18 protein-coding genes, 2 tRNA genes and 1 pseudogene are annotated in these 18,080 nt (G+C 63.9%); 4 read left to right on the top strand and 17 right to left on the bottom strand.

The window, feature by feature from the left end:
- Positions 1-80: 80 nt before the first annotated feature.
- Together G486_RS23445 and G486_RS0109075 are read right to left on the bottom strand one after the other, a co-directional pair.
- Positions 81-590, bottom strand: coding sequence for an alpha/beta fold hydrolase (locus G486_RS23445; protein WP_342667339.1), 510 nt, complete (start codon positions 588-590; stop codon positions 81-83).
- A 26-nt stretch (positions 591-616) separates the two neighbouring features.
- On the bottom strand, positions 617-1,525 hold the full coding sequence (locus tag G486_RS0109075; protein ID WP_027015259.1) for an alpha/beta fold hydrolase: 909 nt from the start codon (positions 1,523-1,525) through the stop codon (positions 617-619).
- 90 nt (positions 1,526-1,615) lie between these two features.
- Between G486_RS0109075 and G486_RS0109070 the strand changes: the two genes are divergently transcribed.
- Entirely contained in the window at positions 1,616-2,002 is a 387-nt protein-coding gene (locus G486_RS0109070) for a MerR family transcriptional regulator (protein ID WP_027015258.1), read from the top strand.
- A 550-nt stretch (positions 2,003-2,552) separates the two neighbouring features.
- On the opposite strand, the gene G486_RS0109065 is transcribed toward G486_RS0109070, so the two are convergent.
- The 15 genes from G486_RS0109065 to G486_RS0108995 all read right to left on the bottom strand — a co-directional run bounded on the left by G486_RS0109065 (position 2,553) and on the right by G486_RS0108995 (position 16,632).
- On the bottom strand, positions 2,553-2,945 hold the full coding sequence (locus tag G486_RS0109065; protein ID WP_027015257.1) for a hypothetical protein: 393 nt from the start codon (positions 2,943-2,945) through the stop codon (positions 2,553-2,555).
- A 21-nt stretch (positions 2,946-2,966) separates the two neighbouring features.
- Positions 2,967-3,179 carry a hypothetical protein gene (locus G486_RS0109060; protein WP_027015256.1) on the bottom strand — a complete coding sequence of 71 codons (213 nt, stop codon included), beginning with the start codon at positions 3,177-3,179 and terminating at the stop codon, positions 2,967-2,969.
- Between the two features lie 333 nt (positions 3,180-3,512).
- On the bottom strand, positions 3,513-4,070 hold the full coding sequence (locus tag G486_RS0109055) for a hypothetical protein (protein ID WP_027015255.1): 558 nt from the start codon (positions 4,068-4,070) through the stop codon (positions 3,513-3,515).
- Between the two features lie 239 nt (positions 4,071-4,309).
- On the bottom strand, positions 4,310-5,908 hold the full coding sequence (locus G486_RS0109050; protein ID WP_027015254.1) for a DNA cytosine methyltransferase: 1,599 nt from the start codon (positions 5,906-5,908) through the stop codon (positions 4,310-4,312).
- 529 nt (positions 5,909-6,437) lie between these two features.
- Positions 6,438-8,471: a DNA topoisomerase III gene (locus G486_RS0109045; RefSeq protein WP_027015253.1), complete on the bottom strand. Its 2,034-nt coding sequence runs from the start codon at positions 8,469-8,471 to the stop codon at positions 6,438-6,440.
- 272 nt (positions 8,472-8,743) lie between these two features.
- Positions 8,744-9,196, bottom strand: coding sequence for a single-stranded DNA-binding protein (locus tag G486_RS0109040; protein ID WP_027015252.1), 453 nt, complete (start codon positions 9,194-9,196; stop codon positions 8,744-8,746).
- A 73-nt stretch (positions 9,197-9,269) separates the two neighbouring features.
- Entirely contained in the window at positions 9,270-9,797 is a 528-nt protein-coding gene (locus G486_RS0109035; RefSeq protein WP_027015251.1) for a DUF3158 family protein, read from the bottom strand.
- The gene (locus G486_RS0109030) at positions 9,794-10,588 is read right to left on the bottom strand and encodes a PFL_4669 family integrating conjugative element protein (RefSeq protein ID WP_027015250.1); all 795 of its coding nucleotides are present in this window, start codon (positions 10,586-10,588) and stop codon (positions 9,794-9,796) included. The genes G486_RS0109035 and G486_RS0109030 overlap by 4 nt, the downstream gene beginning before the upstream one ends.
- A gap of 317 nt (positions 10,589-10,905) precedes the next feature.
- Positions 10,906-12,159 carry an STY4528 family pathogenicity island replication protein gene (locus G486_RS0109025; RefSeq protein ID WP_027015249.1) on the bottom strand — a complete coding sequence of 418 codons (1,254 nt, stop codon included), beginning with the start codon at positions 12,157-12,159 and terminating at the stop codon, positions 10,906-10,908.
- Between the two features lie 3 nt (positions 12,160-12,162).
- Entirely contained in the window at positions 12,163-12,723 is a 561-nt protein-coding gene (locus tag G486_RS0109020) for a DUF2857 domain-containing protein (RefSeq protein ID WP_027015248.1), read from the bottom strand.
- Between the two features lie 15 nt (positions 12,724-12,738).
- Complete coding sequence (locus G486_RS0109015; RefSeq protein ID WP_027015247.1) at positions 12,739-14,400, bottom strand: ParB family protein; 1,662 nt, start codon at positions 14,398-14,400, stop codon at positions 12,739-12,741.
- Entirely contained in the window at positions 14,393-14,653 is a 261-nt protein-coding gene (locus G486_RS0109010; protein ID WP_027015246.1) for a hypothetical protein, read from the bottom strand. Before G486_RS0109010 ends, G486_RS0109015 begins: the two co-directional genes overlap by 8 nt.
- The gene (locus G486_RS0109005; protein ID WP_027015245.1) at positions 14,637-15,512 is read right to left on the bottom strand and encodes a ParA family protein; all 876 of its coding nucleotides are present in this window, start codon (positions 15,510-15,512) and stop codon (positions 14,637-14,639) included. The genes G486_RS0109010 and G486_RS0109005 overlap by 17 nt, the downstream gene beginning before the upstream one ends.
- Before the next feature lie 42 nt (positions 15,513-15,554).
- Positions 15,555-15,767: an AlpA family transcriptional regulator gene (locus tag G486_RS0109000; protein ID WP_003090093.1), complete on the bottom strand. Its 213-nt coding sequence runs from the start codon at positions 15,765-15,767 to the stop codon at positions 15,555-15,557.
- Positions 15,768-15,885: 118 nt separating this feature from the next.
- Positions 15,886-16,632: a hypothetical protein gene (locus G486_RS0108995; RefSeq protein WP_027015244.1), complete on the bottom strand. Its 747-nt coding sequence runs from the start codon at positions 16,630-16,632 to the stop codon at positions 15,886-15,888.
- Positions 16,633-17,486: 854 nt separating this feature from the next.
- Here G486_RS0108995 and G486_RS0108990 point away from each other — a divergent pair.
- The 3 genes and pseudogenes from G486_RS0108990 to G486_RS24280 all read left to right on the top strand — a co-directional run.
- Positions 17,487-17,562 (top strand) — tRNA-Gly (locus G486_RS0108990).
- A gap of 48 nt (positions 17,563-17,610) precedes the next feature.
- Positions 17,611-17,684, top strand: a tRNA-Cys gene (locus G486_RS0108985).
- Positions 17,685-17,856: 172 nt separating this feature from the next.
- Positions 17,857-18,080: pseudogene (locus G486_RS24280) on the top strand (IS481 family transposase); the annotation flags it as partial.

The raw sequence follows: 18,080 nt of genomic DNA, 5'->3' as shown, positions 1-18,080 counted from the left end.
TGGAAGATTTGTGCAATGCAGCGGCTGCGAGCTACCCGACGCTAGGCGAAACGGCCAAGGCTAGGGGATGGTTACGGGGCTCAGGGGCCTTTTTGCGCCACTATCTGCGCTGCTCGCCACGTTGGCCGCAGCGCTGACAACGGCACAGCGGGCGAGGAAGACCGGCTCAGATCGCTCGGCCTTGGCGGCTGCGTGAATTTTGCAGGGCCGACTGGGTAGCCAAGTGCCAAGCGATACCCGGCGCGCGCCCCTCGGTCATGCCCGACAACGCCAAACCGACCGTGTCCGAGCTTGGCCATCAAGTCGATCAGTGACTCAGCCACGCGGCGCTTTGTCCAGCGCGGGTGCTCTGAATATGTCCGGCTATTGCCGTAGCCCGGCAAGTCCGGCACTACGACTGTGAGCGATTGGGCTAACCGTGACGCAATGCGGCGCCATGCGAGATGAGTTTGAGGATAGCCGTGCAGCAAGAGCATGGGTGGCCCAAAGCCACCCGTAACACCGCAGAATGCCACGCCGCCAGCTTCGACATGCAGCTCGGAAAATCCGGGGAAGAACCCTAGCGAAAAATTTTGGTCGAAATCCGGCATCAACGTCTCCCTGACACGACAAGTCATCAATGCGGATCAGCCTTGTGGATGAACTCCAAGAGATCGTGGTTGAAGCGATCAGGCTCTTCAAGGAACGGCGCGTGCCCCGATGCCGGATACAGCTTGCTTTGCACTTTGGGATTGAGGCTCTTGGCTCTGGCGATAGCGGGTTTGGCTTTCACAAGCGCGTCCTGGGCGCCATAGATCAACAGCAGGGGAACCTGCGTCTTGCCAAGTCCTTCCGCTGCGGCAACCGTCATCGACTGCACGGAGCGCTGCATGTCCCATGATGCCAATGCGGCGTTGGCCAGCAGCAGGTCGAACGTAGTTGCGTCGGGCTGGCGATGGAAGCACAGGCGCAGAAAAGCGCGTTCGGCATCCAGGTGAGTCTTCAAGTCCGAAGCGACCATATCCTGATAAACCTCGGGATGCGACACGATTTGGTCGGGTTTCAACTCGATCACGCCATCGACATATACGGCACCAGCGATGTCGTCATCTCCGTGGGAGGCCAGGTAGTTCGATATCACCGCGCCGCCCAATGACCATCCGACAAGCACCGGCTTGTGTGCATGGGTGTATTCGATGACAGCGGCCAAGTCATCAGCCCACCGGCGACCATCAGTGTATGCCTCTGCCTCCACTGGCTTGGCGGACAGGCCGTGGCCTCGCAGATCGTAGGTAATCAAACGATGGTGTTGAAGTTGGGGATCAAGCAATTGCTTGTTCCAGTTCAACCGGCTGCCAAGCAGTCCATGAACAAAGATGATGGGGGTGCCGTTTGGATTGCCAGCCTCCTGCACAGCCAACACGACGCCATCGGGTGCGGTGACGGTGTAGTCCTTGGTATCGGCACGCGCGGCGGATGACGTGACCAGCAATGCAAGGGTCACGAACAGCGCACCAAGCGCACCACGAATCTTCGGTAGAGACATGAATCAACACTCCTGGGTTTTGGGAAGATTCCTAGTCTCAACCTTCACATTGATGTGAGTGTCAAGAGAAAAAAGTGGTATCGTTTGTTCATGTCTAAAACCACGACACAAGCCTCAATGTCCATCGGCGAACTTGCCCGCAAGACGGGGGCGAGTCTGCGCTCGATCCGGCACTACGACGATAACGGGCTGCTGCCCTCCGTGCGCGCCGAGAACGGCTATCGCTTGTTCCCTGCATCAGCCATCACGCAAGTTCGCCAACTCCAGCGATTGATTGCGGCAGGCTTCAGTCTGACGGAAATCCGAGGGTTTCCCGATTGCATGAAGATGATCGAAGGGGCGGCGGCGTGCCCTGAGACGACGGAAGTGCAGCGCAAAAGGCTTGCGTCCATCGAGCGACAGATCTCAGAGCTTGAACAGCGACGCGTGCGGTTGCGCAAGATGCTAGCGGAGGGAATCGGGCCTGTGGCAGAGTAGTCGATGCCTTAATGGTGCTGAGGCGTGAGTCGGAATGCACCGACTCGACGCTGCGCGTTGTTCATTCTGGAGCGCCGCGATCGACTAGGCTAGGATAATTAAATATGCCCGCCCTCTGCTGGCAGTCGCCTCCGCTGCAGCACGCTCCGGCTTCCTACCGCGATGCTCTTATGTGGCTCCTAGTCCACAACGTCGCAGCTCCGCAACGCGGCCAAAATTAGAGCTAACCCCACGTTCCATATAGGGTTCTAGCCGTCCGGCTGGTTTCACTAAACGCTTGACGTCGGCCATTTTCAGATTCCAGTAGCCGCGGAGAAAAGGGTTGGATTTCTGGGACATGGGAACTCTCCAGATTGAATAATGGGGCCAAATCCCGCCACCGGGAATTGGACCCGGTGGGTTGAAAGTCGAAAATGCGTCAAGCGGTGCTGATCCTTTGTCTTGGATCGGCCTCGCACTGGGCAATGGAAAGTGATTCGAGGGACATGGCCTAATGGGCGCATGTCCCTCATGGGGATTGAACGAAAGCGGAGGTACGCGGAAAACTGGCTCACCAGCCGCTGTAGTTCACCAGCAGGTCGGCGATGACCTTGCGGCGTTGCAGGTCGAGCCCGTCGAAGTCCGACAGCCCGTGGAAGTGGCAGCGCTTGAGCATGGCACCGCCCTCGCGCGCGTTGTAGAAGCTGACCATGGCGGACAGGAACATGCGTTCACCGCTGCTCAGGACGCCGAGGGCGTCGTTGAGGCGCAGCATGTCGGGACGCAGATCCCACTTGCTCTTGGCCTGGTTCAGACCTTCACGAGTACCGTCGCCGAACCACTCGGGGCCAGCGATCTCGACACCGCGCTTCCAGGCCTCGAAGAAGGCTTGGGGCGCGGCAGCGAAATGCTGATCCTCCCGCATGATCTGATCGACGACTTCTCGCGGCAGTAGCTGGTTCATGACGTGATTCCTCCAGTTGGATCAGGGAATGGCGAGTTGGGACCAGCCGCCTCTTTCGAGCGCACGTTGAGCCGCGGCATAGCTGCGGAAGTACTCGCGGGATTCCCGCGAAACGGGACCTTCGGCATCGCGCGTGCCGATGTAGTGGCCGGCGGCGCTTTGCAGGACTTCGAGCGGCAGGAACTTGCCGCAGTAGGTCGAGGCCAGTTGGCCGAAAGAGGCGTGCTGGGACATGGATGGGCTCCTTGGAAAAGCGGGGCCTCGTCCCTCACGGGATGGCAGCTCCCGCATGCGGTTGAAGAAAGTGCATCGGCGTCACGGGGACGCGCGTCCGCGGAATGGATGCGATGCGGACTGGTGGGTTGCGCGGAGAGAACCTCGCGGCAGCCTGAAACCCTGGCTGCTGGCATGTGCTGACGAATCAGCGAACATGCAGGCAGCTTCGTGCGAGGGCCGCCTGGCGTCAGTGGGAAAACGGCATCCAGCCCAGCCCCGATTGATGGAGCGGGACAAAAAGAAAGCCCCGCATCGAGCGCGGGGCAATCAGGAGGCTGTGGGAATGCCGGATCAGTCGGGCTTGTCGCCTAGGACGTGCTGCTTCCACAGGTTGAATGCCTGCTCGGGCGGAAGCTCGGCGAGGATGACGATGGGCTGGGCCTGTCGGCTGCGCAGCTTTGCGAAGTACGCCGCGCGGTCGGCAATGGCCTTGAGCTTGATGCCCTTGATGAACAGCAGTTTGCCGTCCTTGACGAACAGCACCTTGCTGCCGATGTCGCGATTGAACGCGGTCCGTACCTTGCGTTCCGCGTGCATGGCATCGGCCAGCTCATCGACCAGGAAGTCGAGCGTCATGTCGATGTAGTGAGGGTCTTCGCCCTCCTGGCTGAGGTCGAGTGGCGCGGGTGGCAGGCTTTTGGCGAAGGCTTCGGCCTCAGCCAGCAGCGTCGTCTTGCCATTGAGCGCGCGCAGGAATGTCGAGCCGCCGTGCCCGTCATTGCGGGCCTCGGCGATGGGAGCGCCGTCGAACACGACGGTCGCGGTGAAGCACAGCGTTTCCTCGCTGGCGAAGTCGGCGACCTTGAGGTTCTTCAGCGTGATGCGGTCTTGCTTGGTGATGGTGTCCATGGGAAGTCCTGAAATCGACCGGGTGGCGACATGCCCCTGACGGGACGTGGTGACCATCCCGTGGGTTGGAGAAAGGAGGCATCGATGCCCCGGTGGGCAGCGTTCGCCGGTGAGATGCCGAGGCGAACTGGCGGGTGGCGTGGGCGGAACCCACGGCAGCCTTGACACCCTGGCTGCTGCTGCCGATACGTCGGCAATGCAGGAAGGAGAATGGCGCGGCCCGCAGGCCGCGTCGCCGATCAATCCGAAGCGGTCGAGTCCGTCTTGTGCAGGCACTGCACCAGCCGGTGGCCCAGCCAAGCCATGCACGGGACGGCCATGGAGTTGCCGATCGCCTTGTAGCGCGGGGCGTCTGCGGCAGGCTTGCCGCGGTACGGGATCAGCGTGTAGTCGTCGGGCATGCCCTGCAGCCGCTCGCACTCCATGGGCATCAGCCGCCGCACCCGCCAGTGCGACCAGTCGCCGGGGCCGGGGTCGTTCCAGTCGTAGCGGAAATGCGCCTCGAAGTCGGGGGCCAGCACATGGGGCCTGTCCGCGCCGCCGCCGCTGGTGCGCAGTGCGGCCGCTACGCTGCCGCCCAGCTCGGCGGCAAGACCCTGCGGCCGTCCCCGCAGGGCAACGCAGGCCACCATCGGCACCCCGTAGCCCGGCTTGCCGTTGGACAGGACGGTGCAAGCCACCTGTCCGTGGCCCGACTCGAAGCGCACTTCGCCGCGGTTGTTCTGCGCGAAGGCGATGGCAGGCACGACACCGGCGTTGGCATGGCTGTTGCGATGCCCGCCAGCGCGCAGCGTCGGCGTCAGGTCGATCGTCGCATCCGCGCCGCTGCCTTGGGCGGTGAAGGCGATGATCGGCACGCCCTTGCCCGTGCCGTCCTCGCTGCTGCCCTTGCCGTTGTTGGCGGTGTCGAGGGTGTGGGCGATGCTGCCGGCGATGGACTGCACCATGAACGTCTCGGTGCGGATGTCGTGCTTGGGACCTGCGGCCATCAGGCATCCCGCCACATCGACGGGGCCAGTGCCGCCGCTGAATGCAAACGTCGTCGTGACCTTGCCGTAGGGCTGCTTCAGTCCTGCGTATCCCGAGTACTTGCCTGCTGCCGCAGCACCCGGTCCAGCAGCGCGGGCAGCTTCTTGCCACGGCGCGCGGCCCGCAGAAGAATCCCCGAGCAGGCCTGCGCGCTCAAAAAGTACTTCGGCGGGATCGAGGTCATCACCACCACATGCCACAAGAAACACGCGCTTGCGGCGTTGGGCGACACCGAAATATTGAGCGTCGAGCACGCGCCAGGCGATGCGGCGGCGGGGTCCAGACACACAACCAGCGTGCGCCCATTTTTCCCCTGGCGGCTGGAGCGCACGGCCCTCTCCGGCCAGTGCGCCCAGGAAATGCCCGAAGGCGTTGCTGCGGTCGTTGAGGACGCCGGGGACGTTTTCCCAGACGAGCGTTGCCGCCGGACGGCGGTCTTGGTGGCGGGTTTGGTCGATGGCATTTGCAAGCTCCACATAGGCAAGGGTCAAGGCGCCGCGCGGGTCGTTCAGCCCCTGGCGGCTGCCTGCAACGCTGAAGGACTGGCATGGCGTGCCGCCGACCAGGATGTCGGGCGCTGGCACGATGCCGGCGAGGACCTGGCGGGCGATCGCGGTCATGTCGCCCAGGTTGGGCACGTGGGGGTAACGGTGGGCGAGCACGGCGCTCGGGAACGGCTCGATCTCGGCGAACCACGCGGCTTCGAGGCCGAGGGGTTGCCAGGCGAGGCTCACGGCCTCGATGCCGCTACAAACGCTCCCATACAGCAGCGGTGCGTTGCGCGGCGGTGCGCGAAATTTCGGGTGCATGTCGGTCTCCTGTTCGTATGGCGCAGGGCCATCGCCCTGGCCGGGGCGTTGAAAGGCAGGAGAAAGGCGCCGAAGGCCCGGTGGCCTTCGGCTCGGGAGGAAAGAAGAACCACCCGTGGGCTGATTGGCAGGCCCGGTCGTCGCTAGAACCGTCTGCTCATCAAGCAATCACACCCGGCCCATGTCGTGGCTGGGGCCGGCATCGTCTGGCGCACATCCGCGCACAAAGGGAGCCCGTTTTTGCGCCGGCGGGCACCGGCACCGAATACCGCTGACCACGAAGGGTCTCCGGGTGGCTCGCACAGGCAAGCCATCGGGGGACCCTTCGCAGCGGACGGAAGAGATGCAGACGAGGAGAACGCGCAGGCTGCGGCTCGCGGAGAAGCTACCTTCAGGTCCCGCGGCCGGGGACGGCCGAGCGGGACGCGCACACGGACAAGAAGGCGTTGCGCGCTGGGCGTCCCGCAGGGCATGCGGGACACGGGCCACGCCGCCGATGGCGGACACGGCTCACGGGGAACGGGGTCGGTCAGGAGCCTTTGCGGCCGCTGTCACTGGTACGGCGCGGGCGCGAGGCCCCGCGCTTGGACGTGCCGGATTCGACCGGCAGCGTGCCTTTGCAGTCGGGGTAGCGACTGCACGACCAGAACGGGCCGCTCTTGCCACTGCGTTGGCGCGTGGGCGCCCCGCACTGCGGGCAAGCCGGTCCTTGGGGAACCTTGATGGACAGCGAGGTGCTGCCGTACTGCGCGATCAACTGCGAAATCCATGCGGCCTGCTTGCTGATGAACACGTCTAGCGTGAGCTGGCCCGCCTCGATCATGTCGAGCGCCTGTTCCCACACGGCGGTGGTGCCGGGGTCGGCAATCGCCGCAGGCACGGCATCGATCAGCGTGAACGCCGCATCCGATGCACGGATGGAGCGTCCCTTCTTCACGATGTAGCCGCGGGCGATCAGCCCGCTGATGATGTTGCCCCGCGTCGCCTCGGTGCCGATGCCCGTCGTGTCCTTGAGCTTCTGCTTCAGGCGCGGATCGGTCACGAAACGCGCAACACCTTTCATCCCCTTGACCAACTCGCCCTGGGTATAGGGCTTGGGCGGCATCGTCTTGAGCGCCTTGATCTCGACCTCGGCGACCTGGCATGCCAACCCGTCGCGTAACGCGGGCAGCACCTGGCTGCGCGCCGGGCCGTCGCCGTCCTCGTCGGCGCTGCCTTCACGTTCGGGCTCGGCCAGCACCAGGCGCCAGCCCTTGACGACGACCTGCTTGCCCGTGGCCACCAGCTTCTGCTGGCCGCAGGAGAGATCCGCCACGGTGCGGTCGAACTCGTGGTGCGGGAGGAACTGGGCCAGGTAATGCGCCCGGATCAGCCGGTACACGGCCTGTTCCTTCTCGCTCATGGCGGAGAGGTTCGCGGGTTCGAGCGTTGGGATGATGCCGTGGTGCGCCGTCACCTTGCCGTCGTTCCAGGCGCGCGAGCGCTGAGTGCGGTCGAGCTGGCCCATGATCGGGGCCAGCGTGGGATCGGTCTTGAGCAGGCTGTCCAGCACCGTGGGCACCTCGGCGAACATGCTTTCGGGCAGGTAGCCGGAATCGGAACGCGGGTACGTCGTGGCCTTGTGCGTCTCGTACAGGGCCTGGGCAATCTCCAGCGTCTCCTGCACGTCCAGCCCGAGCTGCTTGGAGCACACCTCCTGCAAGGTGCCCAGGTCGAACAACAGCGGTGGGCCTTCGCGCACGCGCTCGGTCTCGACCGACACCACCTGGGCACTGCCCGCGGCGCGGATCTGCTGCGCGGCCTGCTGGGCGACGGGCTGCTGCAGGCAGCGGCTCGCGTCGTCGGTGCAGCCCTCGGGCGGAACCCACTGCGCGGTGAAAGCCTGGCCGCCAGCGGACAGGGACACGTCGATGGCCCAGTACGGCACGGACACGAAGGCTGCGATCTCGCGATCCCGGTCCACGACCAGTTTGAGCGTCGGGGTCTGGACGCGGCCGACCGACAGCACGCCGTCGTAGCCCGCCTGCCGCCCCAGCACGGTGAACAGCCGGCTGAGGTTCATGCCCACAAGCCAGTCGGCGCGCGAGCGCGCCAGCGCCGAGTAATACATCGGCAGCGTCTCGGCCGAGGCCCGCAGCTTGGCGAGCGCTGCCCGAATGGACGCATCGTTGAGCGCCGACAGCCACAGTCGCTCGATGGGACCGCGGTAGCCGCACAGGTCGATGATCTCGCGGGCGATCAACTCGCCCTCGCGGTCGGCATCGGTGGCGATGACCAAGTGGGTCGCCTTCGCCAGAAGCGCCTTGACGACCTTGAATTGCGTGGCGGTCTTCGGTTTGACCTCGACCTGCCACTGCTGAGGGATGATGGGCAACTGCTCCAACGACCAGCGCTTGAGCGCTGCGTCATAGACCTCGGGTGCTGCCGCTTCGACGAGATGGCCGATGCACCAGGTGACGGTGACGCCAGAACCGTTGAGGCAGCCTTCACCGCGCTGCGTGGCGCCGAGAATTCGGCCAATGTCTTTGCCCTGTGAGGGCTTCTCGCACAAGAACAGCCGCATGTCCGTCCATCCGATTCCCGTTGTTCATGGAGTTGCTGGGATCGAGGATGCCGAGCGGCTTCGGGAGCAGCAGCAAACAAGCTGCATGCGGCGGCGACCACTTTCACGCCAATGGAATGGCTGGGGCGGGAGTGACGTGCGGCCGGGGTGTGCGGGCCGGGAGCGGCGATTTTCGGGCGCGCGCGGAACTCGGTGGACGTTGATGGAGCTATCCCCAGGGGATAGCTCGCGGATACATGCAGAGCGGCGAGGCCGCCACCCTGCATGCCTGCTCACTTCCTGCGCTTGGTCTCCTTCGGCGCAGCCGGTTCCTCGGCGGACTGGGGCTTCGGCGGCGCTTCCTGCGCGGGCTCCTGCGATTTGGGGCTGAGGGCCACGGATTCGATGCGGAACGGCAGGATGCCGACGCTGCGCGCGTTGATCTGCCAGGTCTCGCGCGGCTGATCCTCGTTGTCGATCCAGGGTTCGCGCTCCATGCGGCCGACGACCAGCACGCGCATGCCCTTCTGGTACAGGTCCTTCCAGTGACCGGCGTCGCGGTGCCAGATTTCCACCGGCGCCCAGAAGCCGCCGCGGTCCTCGAAGTCGCCGCCCTTGGTGGGAACGGGGTTATCGAAATACACGTTCAGCCGAAGCAGCCGGCGCGGTTCGTCGTTGCCATTGGGGAACTCCCGGTACTCGGGGGGCGAGCCGATGTTGCCTTCGCCCGAAAAATGCGTGCTCATGGTGTGATCTCCGTGGTGGTTGAAATACCCGCGCCTCACTGCCGCCGGGCGCGTGCTGGGGTGCCTGTCGCGATCACCGATCGCGCATTGCGGCGGGAATGGACGTGAGCCGGCGCAGGTAGGCGTCATCCGCCTCGGCCGCCTTGCTGGCGCATTCCTGCGCCTGCCTGCCCAAGGTGTGCAACAGGCTGATCTGCATGTTCAGCGTGATGCGCTGCAGTTCGATCGCATGCAGGTCAGCCAGCAAGTTGAACGGCGTGCCGGTGCTCGCCATCAGCGCCTGCCACAGGGCCACGCCCATGGCCGAGCGGTCGTGCCTGCGCCAGCGCAAGAACGTCGTTCCTGCGCCAGTGGTCTGCTGGGCCAGTTCGATGGGCAGCAGATGGAAGGGATGCCCACACGCCTGCGCCAGCACCTGTCGCTGCGACAAGGCAATCAGTTCGTCGCGCATGGCGAAGCACTGGCTGGCCCAGGCCTCCAAGTCCCCTTTACTCTTAAAGGGCTTTAAAAGGCCTTTTAGAGAGGCCGCGTGTTCCAGGCGCATGAAGGCTCCCTGTTGCAGGCCCCGGAAGTAACGGGAGGGTTGGTTCAGATCGCTCATGCGGATTCGTCCTCACCGACAGTGGCTGCGCCTTCGGACGGGGCGGCTGCGGCGGCCGCATCACCATCGACGCTGGGAGTGGCTGCGGCAGGACTGTCACCGCGCTGCTGCAGGCCGCGGCGCACGATGGGCGGCGCAAACTTCGAGCGGCGGGTGCCTTCGAGCACCTCCTGCGGCAGTTCGCCGAATTTCTCCAGCGCAGCCCGCGCTGCGGCATTCTTCGCCGCGAAGTCGTCGCGGGTGCAGCCTGAGTAGCGGTACTGCTGAGCCAGCGAGAACAGGCTGCGCAGCGCATGCGCACCTTCATTGAGCCAGCGCTCCAAGGTGCTGCGGTCGATGAGTGCGGTGTGGTGGGCGAGGATCAGCTTGCGCGCGATGTCGTCGTAGTCGGCCAGCAGATAAACCGCCGCAAAGCCCAGTTGGGCGTTGACGAACAGGGGGAGCTTGACGGGCTGCACGTTGAGGTTCTCGCCCAGGGTCAATGCCGCAGGCACGCCGGCCAGTGCCTGGTCCACTTGTTCGCGCAACGTCTGCAGCGTGGTCTTGGTCTGGTCGAGCTTGTCCTCGATGCGCAGCATCCACCAGTCGCTGTATGGATCGTCCTGTTCCGAGCCGCGCTTCATCTTGTTCATCACGGCGATGTAGCCGTTCAGGCCGACGATGCCGGGTCGCCCTTCGGCGGCGGCGCGGCCGTGCCAGATGCGCGAGGCGTGATGCGTGTGCAGCGTCAGCGACATCGCGCTGCGCAGGGAGCCGAGGTTGAGTTGCAAAGGTTCGTTGTTGGTTGCCATGGTGTCCGCTCGTTGTTGGAAAAGGAGCGGCCAGCTTCGGCAGGAAGCGGAAGGCAGTCAGTCAACAAACCGAAACCCGCACGGCCCCGGTTCAGGGCGTGGCGGTTGCATGCGGCGCGAACTATCCCCAGGGGATAGCTCCATGGAACGCCAAGGAAGCCTGTTCGCGGCGTTCAGGGCGAACAGCGCCCATACTGCGGCAGATGCCCAATGCCAGACCTGCACCTGTTCGGCGTCGTGCCCAAGCGTTGAACTATCCCCAGGGGATAGCTCCACTGGCGGCCATGGGCATCTGCTTCGCGACCTGGCAGATCAGATCACTTGCTGGCGAGCAGATTGCGCAGCCGTTCGATGTGTTGCTTGGCCACTTCCGGTGGCACTGGCTTGCTCTGTGGCTGGGGCGGCGGCGTGGGTGGTGGTCGCTCATTTGGCGACGTGTTTTTTGATGGCGCGTCTTGCTTGGCCCAGGCATTGAACTCGCCGTGGATGGCGCGCTGGATGATGCCGAACAGATACCCCGCAGGATTGCGGATGCCATGGTTGCTGCATCGTGCGGCCCATTCGTCCAGCACGGCTTGCCTCAGCGAGGCATCGACCTGCTGCAAGGCCATCCTGGCTCCTGCCTGCTGTTCCGCCTTCAGTTCCGTGAAGCGCTTGGGCCATTGCAGATCGCCCAACGCGCGCGCTTGCGCGGTAGTACGTACTTCATTAATACAACTACTACGTACTGTACGGGCCTGCTTCGGATTCCGAAGAGCGCCGTCTGGCGCGGGTTTCAACCCTGCTTCGGAATCCGAAGACGGGTTCTCGGCATTCCGAAGAAGGCTCGAAATCCCTTCTTCGGAATCGTGGACGGCATCCTCCTGTGGATAACTTTCGGTGGCCGGGACGCCTTGGCTGGCGAGGCGTCCCGCCAGGACCTGCAACCGCGACGGCAGCGTGCGGCCGGACAGCAGCGGGTCTTCCGCGATCTCCCTGAGCGTGTTCAAGCCGACCATCTGGACGGCCTTGGCCGAATGGTCCAAGGACTGGCTGACCAGCGCGAGGTAGTCGGCGTCGAGCTGCATCGCCTCGAACGGTGTCAAGGGCTCGTCGTGCAGGACGTAGAGGTTGCCGAGGATGCGGCCGGTCTTGGGGTCGCGCCGTCGTTGCACGAGGCTCAGCCACCGTGTCAGACGCAGCAGCGTCAGCGCCCGCGCGACAGTCTCATGGGAGGCCTGTCCCGCGCAGGGCATGGACGCCAGCCAGGGACGCAACTGCTCATAGGTGGGGAACGCCGTCACCCCGTCGTCGTTTAGCATCAGCCGGAACACCTGCCAGGCGTTGCGCTCCAGCGGTGTCAGGCGGCGGTCGAGGAACAGCCGCCGCGGAACGGTCTCGTGCCGATTGCCGCTGAACAGGAAGGCATCGCCGGATGCCGGGGGTGTTGGTGTCGGTATCGACGTCGGCATGGGCGATGGCGCGCTGGGGCTGGGCCTGGGCGCGAGGTCCTTCAGCGCAGCGTCGAACAAGTCTGCGAGTGAGACGGGGCCAGGGCGTTGGGCTCGCGGTGCGGCGTCGTCCACAGCCATGGCTCAACCCAACCCCTGATCAACCCAGCTCTTGATCGCGGCCCAGACCACAGAGAGTGGCAGTGACATGCCCTCGGCCAGGTCCATGGCCGCATCGAGAATCGAGGTGTCGTCCTCCAGATCGACGTTCCTGCTGCTGGTCACGGCCTTCCACTGCCGCCACAGTTCGGTGTCCTGGGTCTCGTCCAGGACGGGATGGCGCCCCTTGCGTTTGGGCAGGCCGAGGATTTCCCGTCGCAAGGCGACTTCCTGATGGGTCAGGCCATAGAAGCGGCTGACCATCTCCGTGCTGGCACCCAGGCGCAACATGCGATCGACCGTGGCAATTTCCTTCTCTACGTCCTGCGCCTGCTTGAGCAGCCGCCGGAGCACTTCGCGGTTGACGGTCACCGAGCACCAGGAGACATTGGCGTTGGCCAACACGCTGATCAACGCAGGATGCTTGAGGGCGTCCAGGTCTTCCTCGCCAAACCCCATCAGCTTGCAGCGGCGCAGTTGCCCATTGCGCAGGTCGTAAAGGGCCTGGGCGATGACGGCTTGGTTGAGTGGGTGTGGTGCGGACATGCTGGCCTCCCTTGCTCAGGTTCCAGAGCCTGCGGCGTCGGCTTCGAGGTCGAGCAGGCGCCGAGCCAGCCGCAGCAGTCGGAACAGCTTGACCAGCGCGGTGTCGCTCAATCGACGGGCTTCGGTGCCGCCACTTTGGCCCTGGCCGTGCAGCAACGCCGGCAGGTCGATGATGACTTGCCCGTTGTCCAGGCCGACGTCGGCGGGCTGCTGGCCGGCCAGACAGACCAGCAGCGTGAGGACGGCACGGCCCCGCAGCGCCGGGGCCTGGGTATGGGTATGGCATGCGAAGCCGATACCGTCTGGACGGTCATCGATGCATTCGCCCAGGTCCGCCTCGTCCGCGATCTCGCGGGCGAACTGCGCGATGTGGATGCGCAACCGGTCAGGCGTGTCCAGGCCAGGATCGATGTACCAGACATCGGAGATCGGATACAGCCCGCCGGCCTGCACCGGGATGGACTGCAAGACGCTCGCCGAAAAATCGGGCGGCAGCGCGTCGCCCAACTGATCGGCGAGCATGCGCTGGATGGACTGAAGCCGTTCGGTGGTCGGTGCCGGCGAGACGATGTGCTCGGCAAGCAGATCACCAGTCGGCGCGAGGCTGGCCGTGCCCGCCTGGCTGGCATCCGCATCGCTCTCGCGCGTCGAGGTTGCAGCCGCTGGCGGGTCTGCAGGCGGCGCAGGCATCGCGGCCGGCAGTGCGATTTCGGCAGGTGGACGCGCGACGGCCCCCGGATCAGGCAAGGTAGGCGGCTTCGAGGGCAGCGTCGGGTCGCTGACCAATGCGCGTTGGCGGCTCTCGGATTCGGTCATGTCCAGAGCGAGTACGTCGTAGTCGATGCCCAGCAGCTCGGCCATCTGCCCGATCAGCTCGTCCTGTACGCGCTGTGCGGAAAACTCGTCGGCCTGAACATCAAACTGCGACAGCACCTCCTGGAAGAAGTCGTCGAAGTCCTGAGCCAGGGAGCGGCCCCTGGCGTAGTGCTCCCAGGTGCGCTCGCTGGCCTTGCGCATGACAGATAGCCGTTCGACCTGGTGGCGCCCCAGCCCGGCATAGAGCACGGTCGGGATCGCGGGCAGCAGGTAGCGCACGGCGTCGGCCATCCTGCTGATGTGCGACTGCTGCACGGGGTATCCGTCGGCGGCCAGGCGGCGGGCCAGTTCGGACTGGCTCAGCGGGATGCCGCTTTCCAGTTCGTAGAACTCGCGCGCCTTCTCCACGCCCAGGGCTCGCTCGATGAAGGTAAGGCCGCCGCGCAGTTCGTTCTCCGCGAGATGCCCGGTCAGCGCGACGATCTCGCCGCGCTCGGGCCACGGGCGGAACAGGCACGATATGCGGAAAAAGCGTTCGTCCTTGGTCTCCGACCACAGTTCACGCAGGATCGCCAGCCGCGTGTTGCCACCGTTGCGGATGATGTAGTGGTCCTCGCCTGGACGCCGGGTGATGGCCGGTGCCGCATCCAGGCCGCGTTCGCGGATCGATGCCTTGATTTCCTCATAGGCCGGATTGCGCTTCTTGCGCGGGTCGTGGTCGTAGGGGCGCAACTGGTCCAGCGTCACGACCATGGGTGTGTCGGCGATCGGATCGCTTAATGCCGTGGCCGTTGGACCGTTGCGCTCGAACCCGGCTGCGAGCAGCTTGCCAGCCATGTCCTGCGAGGTCATGTCAGACATGGCCGCATCCTCCGAAGCCGCCGGCCTGTGCCATGCGGGCCTCTCGCTCGGCGAGTCGGATCTGCGCACGGGCATTCAGTTCGGCCCGGTGGTCACTCGCGGTCGAGCTGGTGTAGATCGCGGCGCAACCGACCTTGGTGAACTTGAGGTGCCCACCGCGTGTGCGCTTGACGTGCCAGCCTTCGCCCACCGCGAACTCGATCAAGGCGCGCAGCCGCTTGTGCCCGCGGGCCAATTCATGTGCGTTCGCCATGGGGCCTCCCGGTTTCAAGAGGTCGTTGCAGGCGGCCTGACACTTGAGCGAACTGGTCCTGCCACTGAGGGAACAGTTCGCTGGCCAGCGCGCGCATCGTATCGAGCGCGGCGGGCGCGACTCTGCCTGGCGGCAGGCGGTACTCGACCCGATGCACCGGCAGGCCGCGTGTTGCGGCGCGTGGATACGCTTCGATGGCCGGCACGCCGGTGGCGAGCACGCGAATGCCGGCATGGTCCTGGAACAGGTCGCGCAGGGCCTGCTGGATCAGCCGTGCGTTGGCAGAGACCGGATGCACGCGGTTGATGAGCAGATGCAGCGGTGGCGGCTCGATGCCGAGGTGGCGATACGGCGCGATGTCTTCCAGCAACTGCATCGTGCCGCGGCGCAGTTCGCGGGCGGCGAGAATTTCCGGGGTCACGGGCGACAGCGCCAAGTCGGAGGCCAGTACTGCCATCTCCAAGGCCACGCTGCGCGCGCCCTGGGTATCGATCAGTACCAGGTCGTAGAGGGGAGCCAGTGCCGGCAGCAGGTGCCGCAGCCGCAAGCGCCCATCCGGCGCGTGCAGCAGCAAGGTGTTCAGTTCGCTCCGGTGATCGTTGGAGAGCACCAGGTCCAGGCCCGCGATGATGGTGCGGGACACGAGCTGGCCAAGGTCGCGCTCGTTGAAGGCCAGCAACTCATAGATGCCGCCAGGCGCGCGGTGAGCCAGCTCGTAGTATGACGACAGCGTGGGCTGTACGTCGAGATCGAGCAGCAGCACGCGCAGCCCCGCATCGGCGACGAGTCCGCCGAGATTTGCGGCCGTCGTGGTCTTGCCGACGCCGCCTTTCGTTGAAATGATGGATACGACCTGCATGGCGCTCTCCGTCTAGGAATGGGAAATCCGCGGGAGAACGAGTCAGGTCCGGTGGTTGAGGCGCTCGGCGATCCACTGGTCGATTTCGATCGAATCCCAGCCGACGGCACGCACGCCCAGGCGCAGCGCCTGGGGGAACTGGCGCTTCTTCATCAGGTTGTAGATGTGGGCGCGTTTGAAGCCGGACTTGGCCTCGACTTCATCGAGGCGCAGGATGCGGCGCTCGTTCGGCGGGAGTACAGGTGTCTGCGACATGGCGGTCACTCCTGAACGCTCGGTGGCGTTTGTTGGCGTGACCTCTATTCAATAGACATGACCGAGAAAAGGCATTGCAAATGCAATCTCCGCGACTGCACATACAAGCTGGGAAACCTCATCCGCTTGCGCTACGGATGTACTTCCTGGCATTGGCGAACTTGCCGTTCAAAGTTCGCTCCGTGATGCCCATGGTTCCGCCGTAGTGGGCGACCAATGCCGAGACGAGGGCCTCCTGCGTTTTGAAGCTGGAGTAAGGCACACCCGAAGGGGACTGGCCCAGCATCAGCGTCAGCATCCCGCCGATGATGTTGAGATACGTCGTCTCCGCCCGCTCGCTGATCTCGCATTGCTTGGAGGCCAGCAGCACGGCAGACTGCTTGAGTAAGGTGTCGTGCTGCTCCTGCAATTCCCGCATCTGACACCGGGCATGCTCCAGCGCGGCCTGAAGGGCTAGCCGCTCGACCAGAATCGCCTGTCCAGTTTCCATGGTGATGAAGGGGTGCGCCATGCGTTCGCCACGACTGAACAGGAATCCTGGCCGGTGCTCGGGATAGTGGGTGCGCATCCAACGCTTCAAATCGACATGGCGAACGGTCAGATCCGGCGATTGCAGCAGCTTCGGGTCATTGAGCGTGATCCCATTCTGGCCGTAGGGCAGCTCCCCGTTGAGGATGCCGTCATAGATGCGCTCCGAGTACAGCCGGCACTCATTCCATCGCGGGCAATTCAACGATGGAGGCAAGAAGCGCGGTGATGCGATCGCGGCCAGGATCATCGGCAGGTACCTCAGCAACCCGGCCCACCGTATGGCGGCTTCGATGGGACGATAGAACACCTTTGATGTTGGAATGTCCTTGTGCATGTCTTCGTCTCCTTTCGGATGCGCTACATCACCGGCTCCTTTCTTGCCCTGCCAAGGGCTGTTGTGCGGTTATGGCCTGCGGCGGATGCCTGGGACGATGCCCTGGACGTAGGCGGGCGAGATGATTGGCATCCGCCGCAGGTGGCCTCGTCTTGCCCAATGTGCAAGAATTGATCGGTTACCGGCCCATCGAGCGATGAGGACACAAGCTCGATATTGGCGCTCACGGTACCAGCGTCATGGGTGGCGCAAAGCCCATCAAGACCGATTTGGTATGGTGTGATAGCCCAGCGGTTTCACAGGGCGCGCGAGAGATGTTCCCGGCACCTGATGCCCAGGTGGACATGAACGAAGGCCGGGTGCGTCATGCTCCGTTCGGCATCCTGATATATCAACATAGCATCCTGCAGTGAAGCACTGTGCCCAGTGTGAGCCCGTTGCGTGACGCTCCTACTCAATCATGTGCAACGGCGTGCGCGTGCAATATGTGTTTGTCGCTGTGCTCACGCGCGTCCACTATCGGCGACGCAGGAGCGCGCGAGTACGGCATCAGCGCGGGTCCGTTCCAACCTCCGTCGCAGTCGCGATGCCGCAGGTGGAAGCGGACGGGGTAGGATGGTTCCGGGTACAGCGACGCGGCGGTTGGAACGTCCTTGGACGTTGGTGGATGCCGCTGGATGAACTTTGTTGCCGAGGGCGAAAAACAAGGCTATAATTGAGGCCTTCGCTGATCACCACAGTGGAGAAAGTGATTGGGAAACAGAGACTTAGCGCTCTAGTGCATGACTCGTTTCCCGCTCCAGTTTCGTGCATGCGAAAGCGTGCAAATCTTGGAAGTGAAAGCTTTCAGAAGTGCGGGAATAGCTCAGTTGGTAGAGCGCAACCTTGCCAAGGTTGAGGTCGACGGTTCGAGACCGTTTTCCCGCTCCAAACTATAAGGCCTACAGGTAATCGCTATCTGGTAGACTAGTCAGTATTGGCGCGATAGCAAAGCGGTTATGCCCCGGATTGCAAATCCGGTTAGACCAGTTCGACTCTGGTTCGCGCCTCCAAATCCCTCTAAGAAAATCAACAAAACTGGCCATCCTAGCAGGTGGCCTTTTTTGTTTCAATCACTTGGTATTCCATCTCATGTGATCATGTCCCTCGTAGAAGCTGGGCACTCTTTGAAGCAAGAGAGATCATGCTCAGTGTCCTGGAGTCCTTTCAACGGGAGCAGATCACATGAGCCAAGTACATGCCCAGGCGCGCACCACCCCCAAAACAAGGGCTGAGATCAAGGCCTCGTCAGCCACCCATGAGCAATTGGCTCAGCGCTACAACATCAGCCTGGCGACGGTTCGTAAATGGAAGCGTCGTGAGAGTCCCCGAGACCTTTCACACAGGCCCCACACGCTTCATACGACACTCTCGCCCATGCAAGAGGCCATTACCGTGGAGTTGCGTCG

This window comes from Comamonas composti DSM 21721, assembly GCF_000429845.1.
Classification (GTDB): domain Bacteria; phylum Pseudomonadota; class Gammaproteobacteria; order Burkholderiales; family Burkholderiaceae_C; genus Comamonas; species Comamonas composti.
This window is presented reverse-complemented; position numbering and strand designations above follow the sequence as displayed.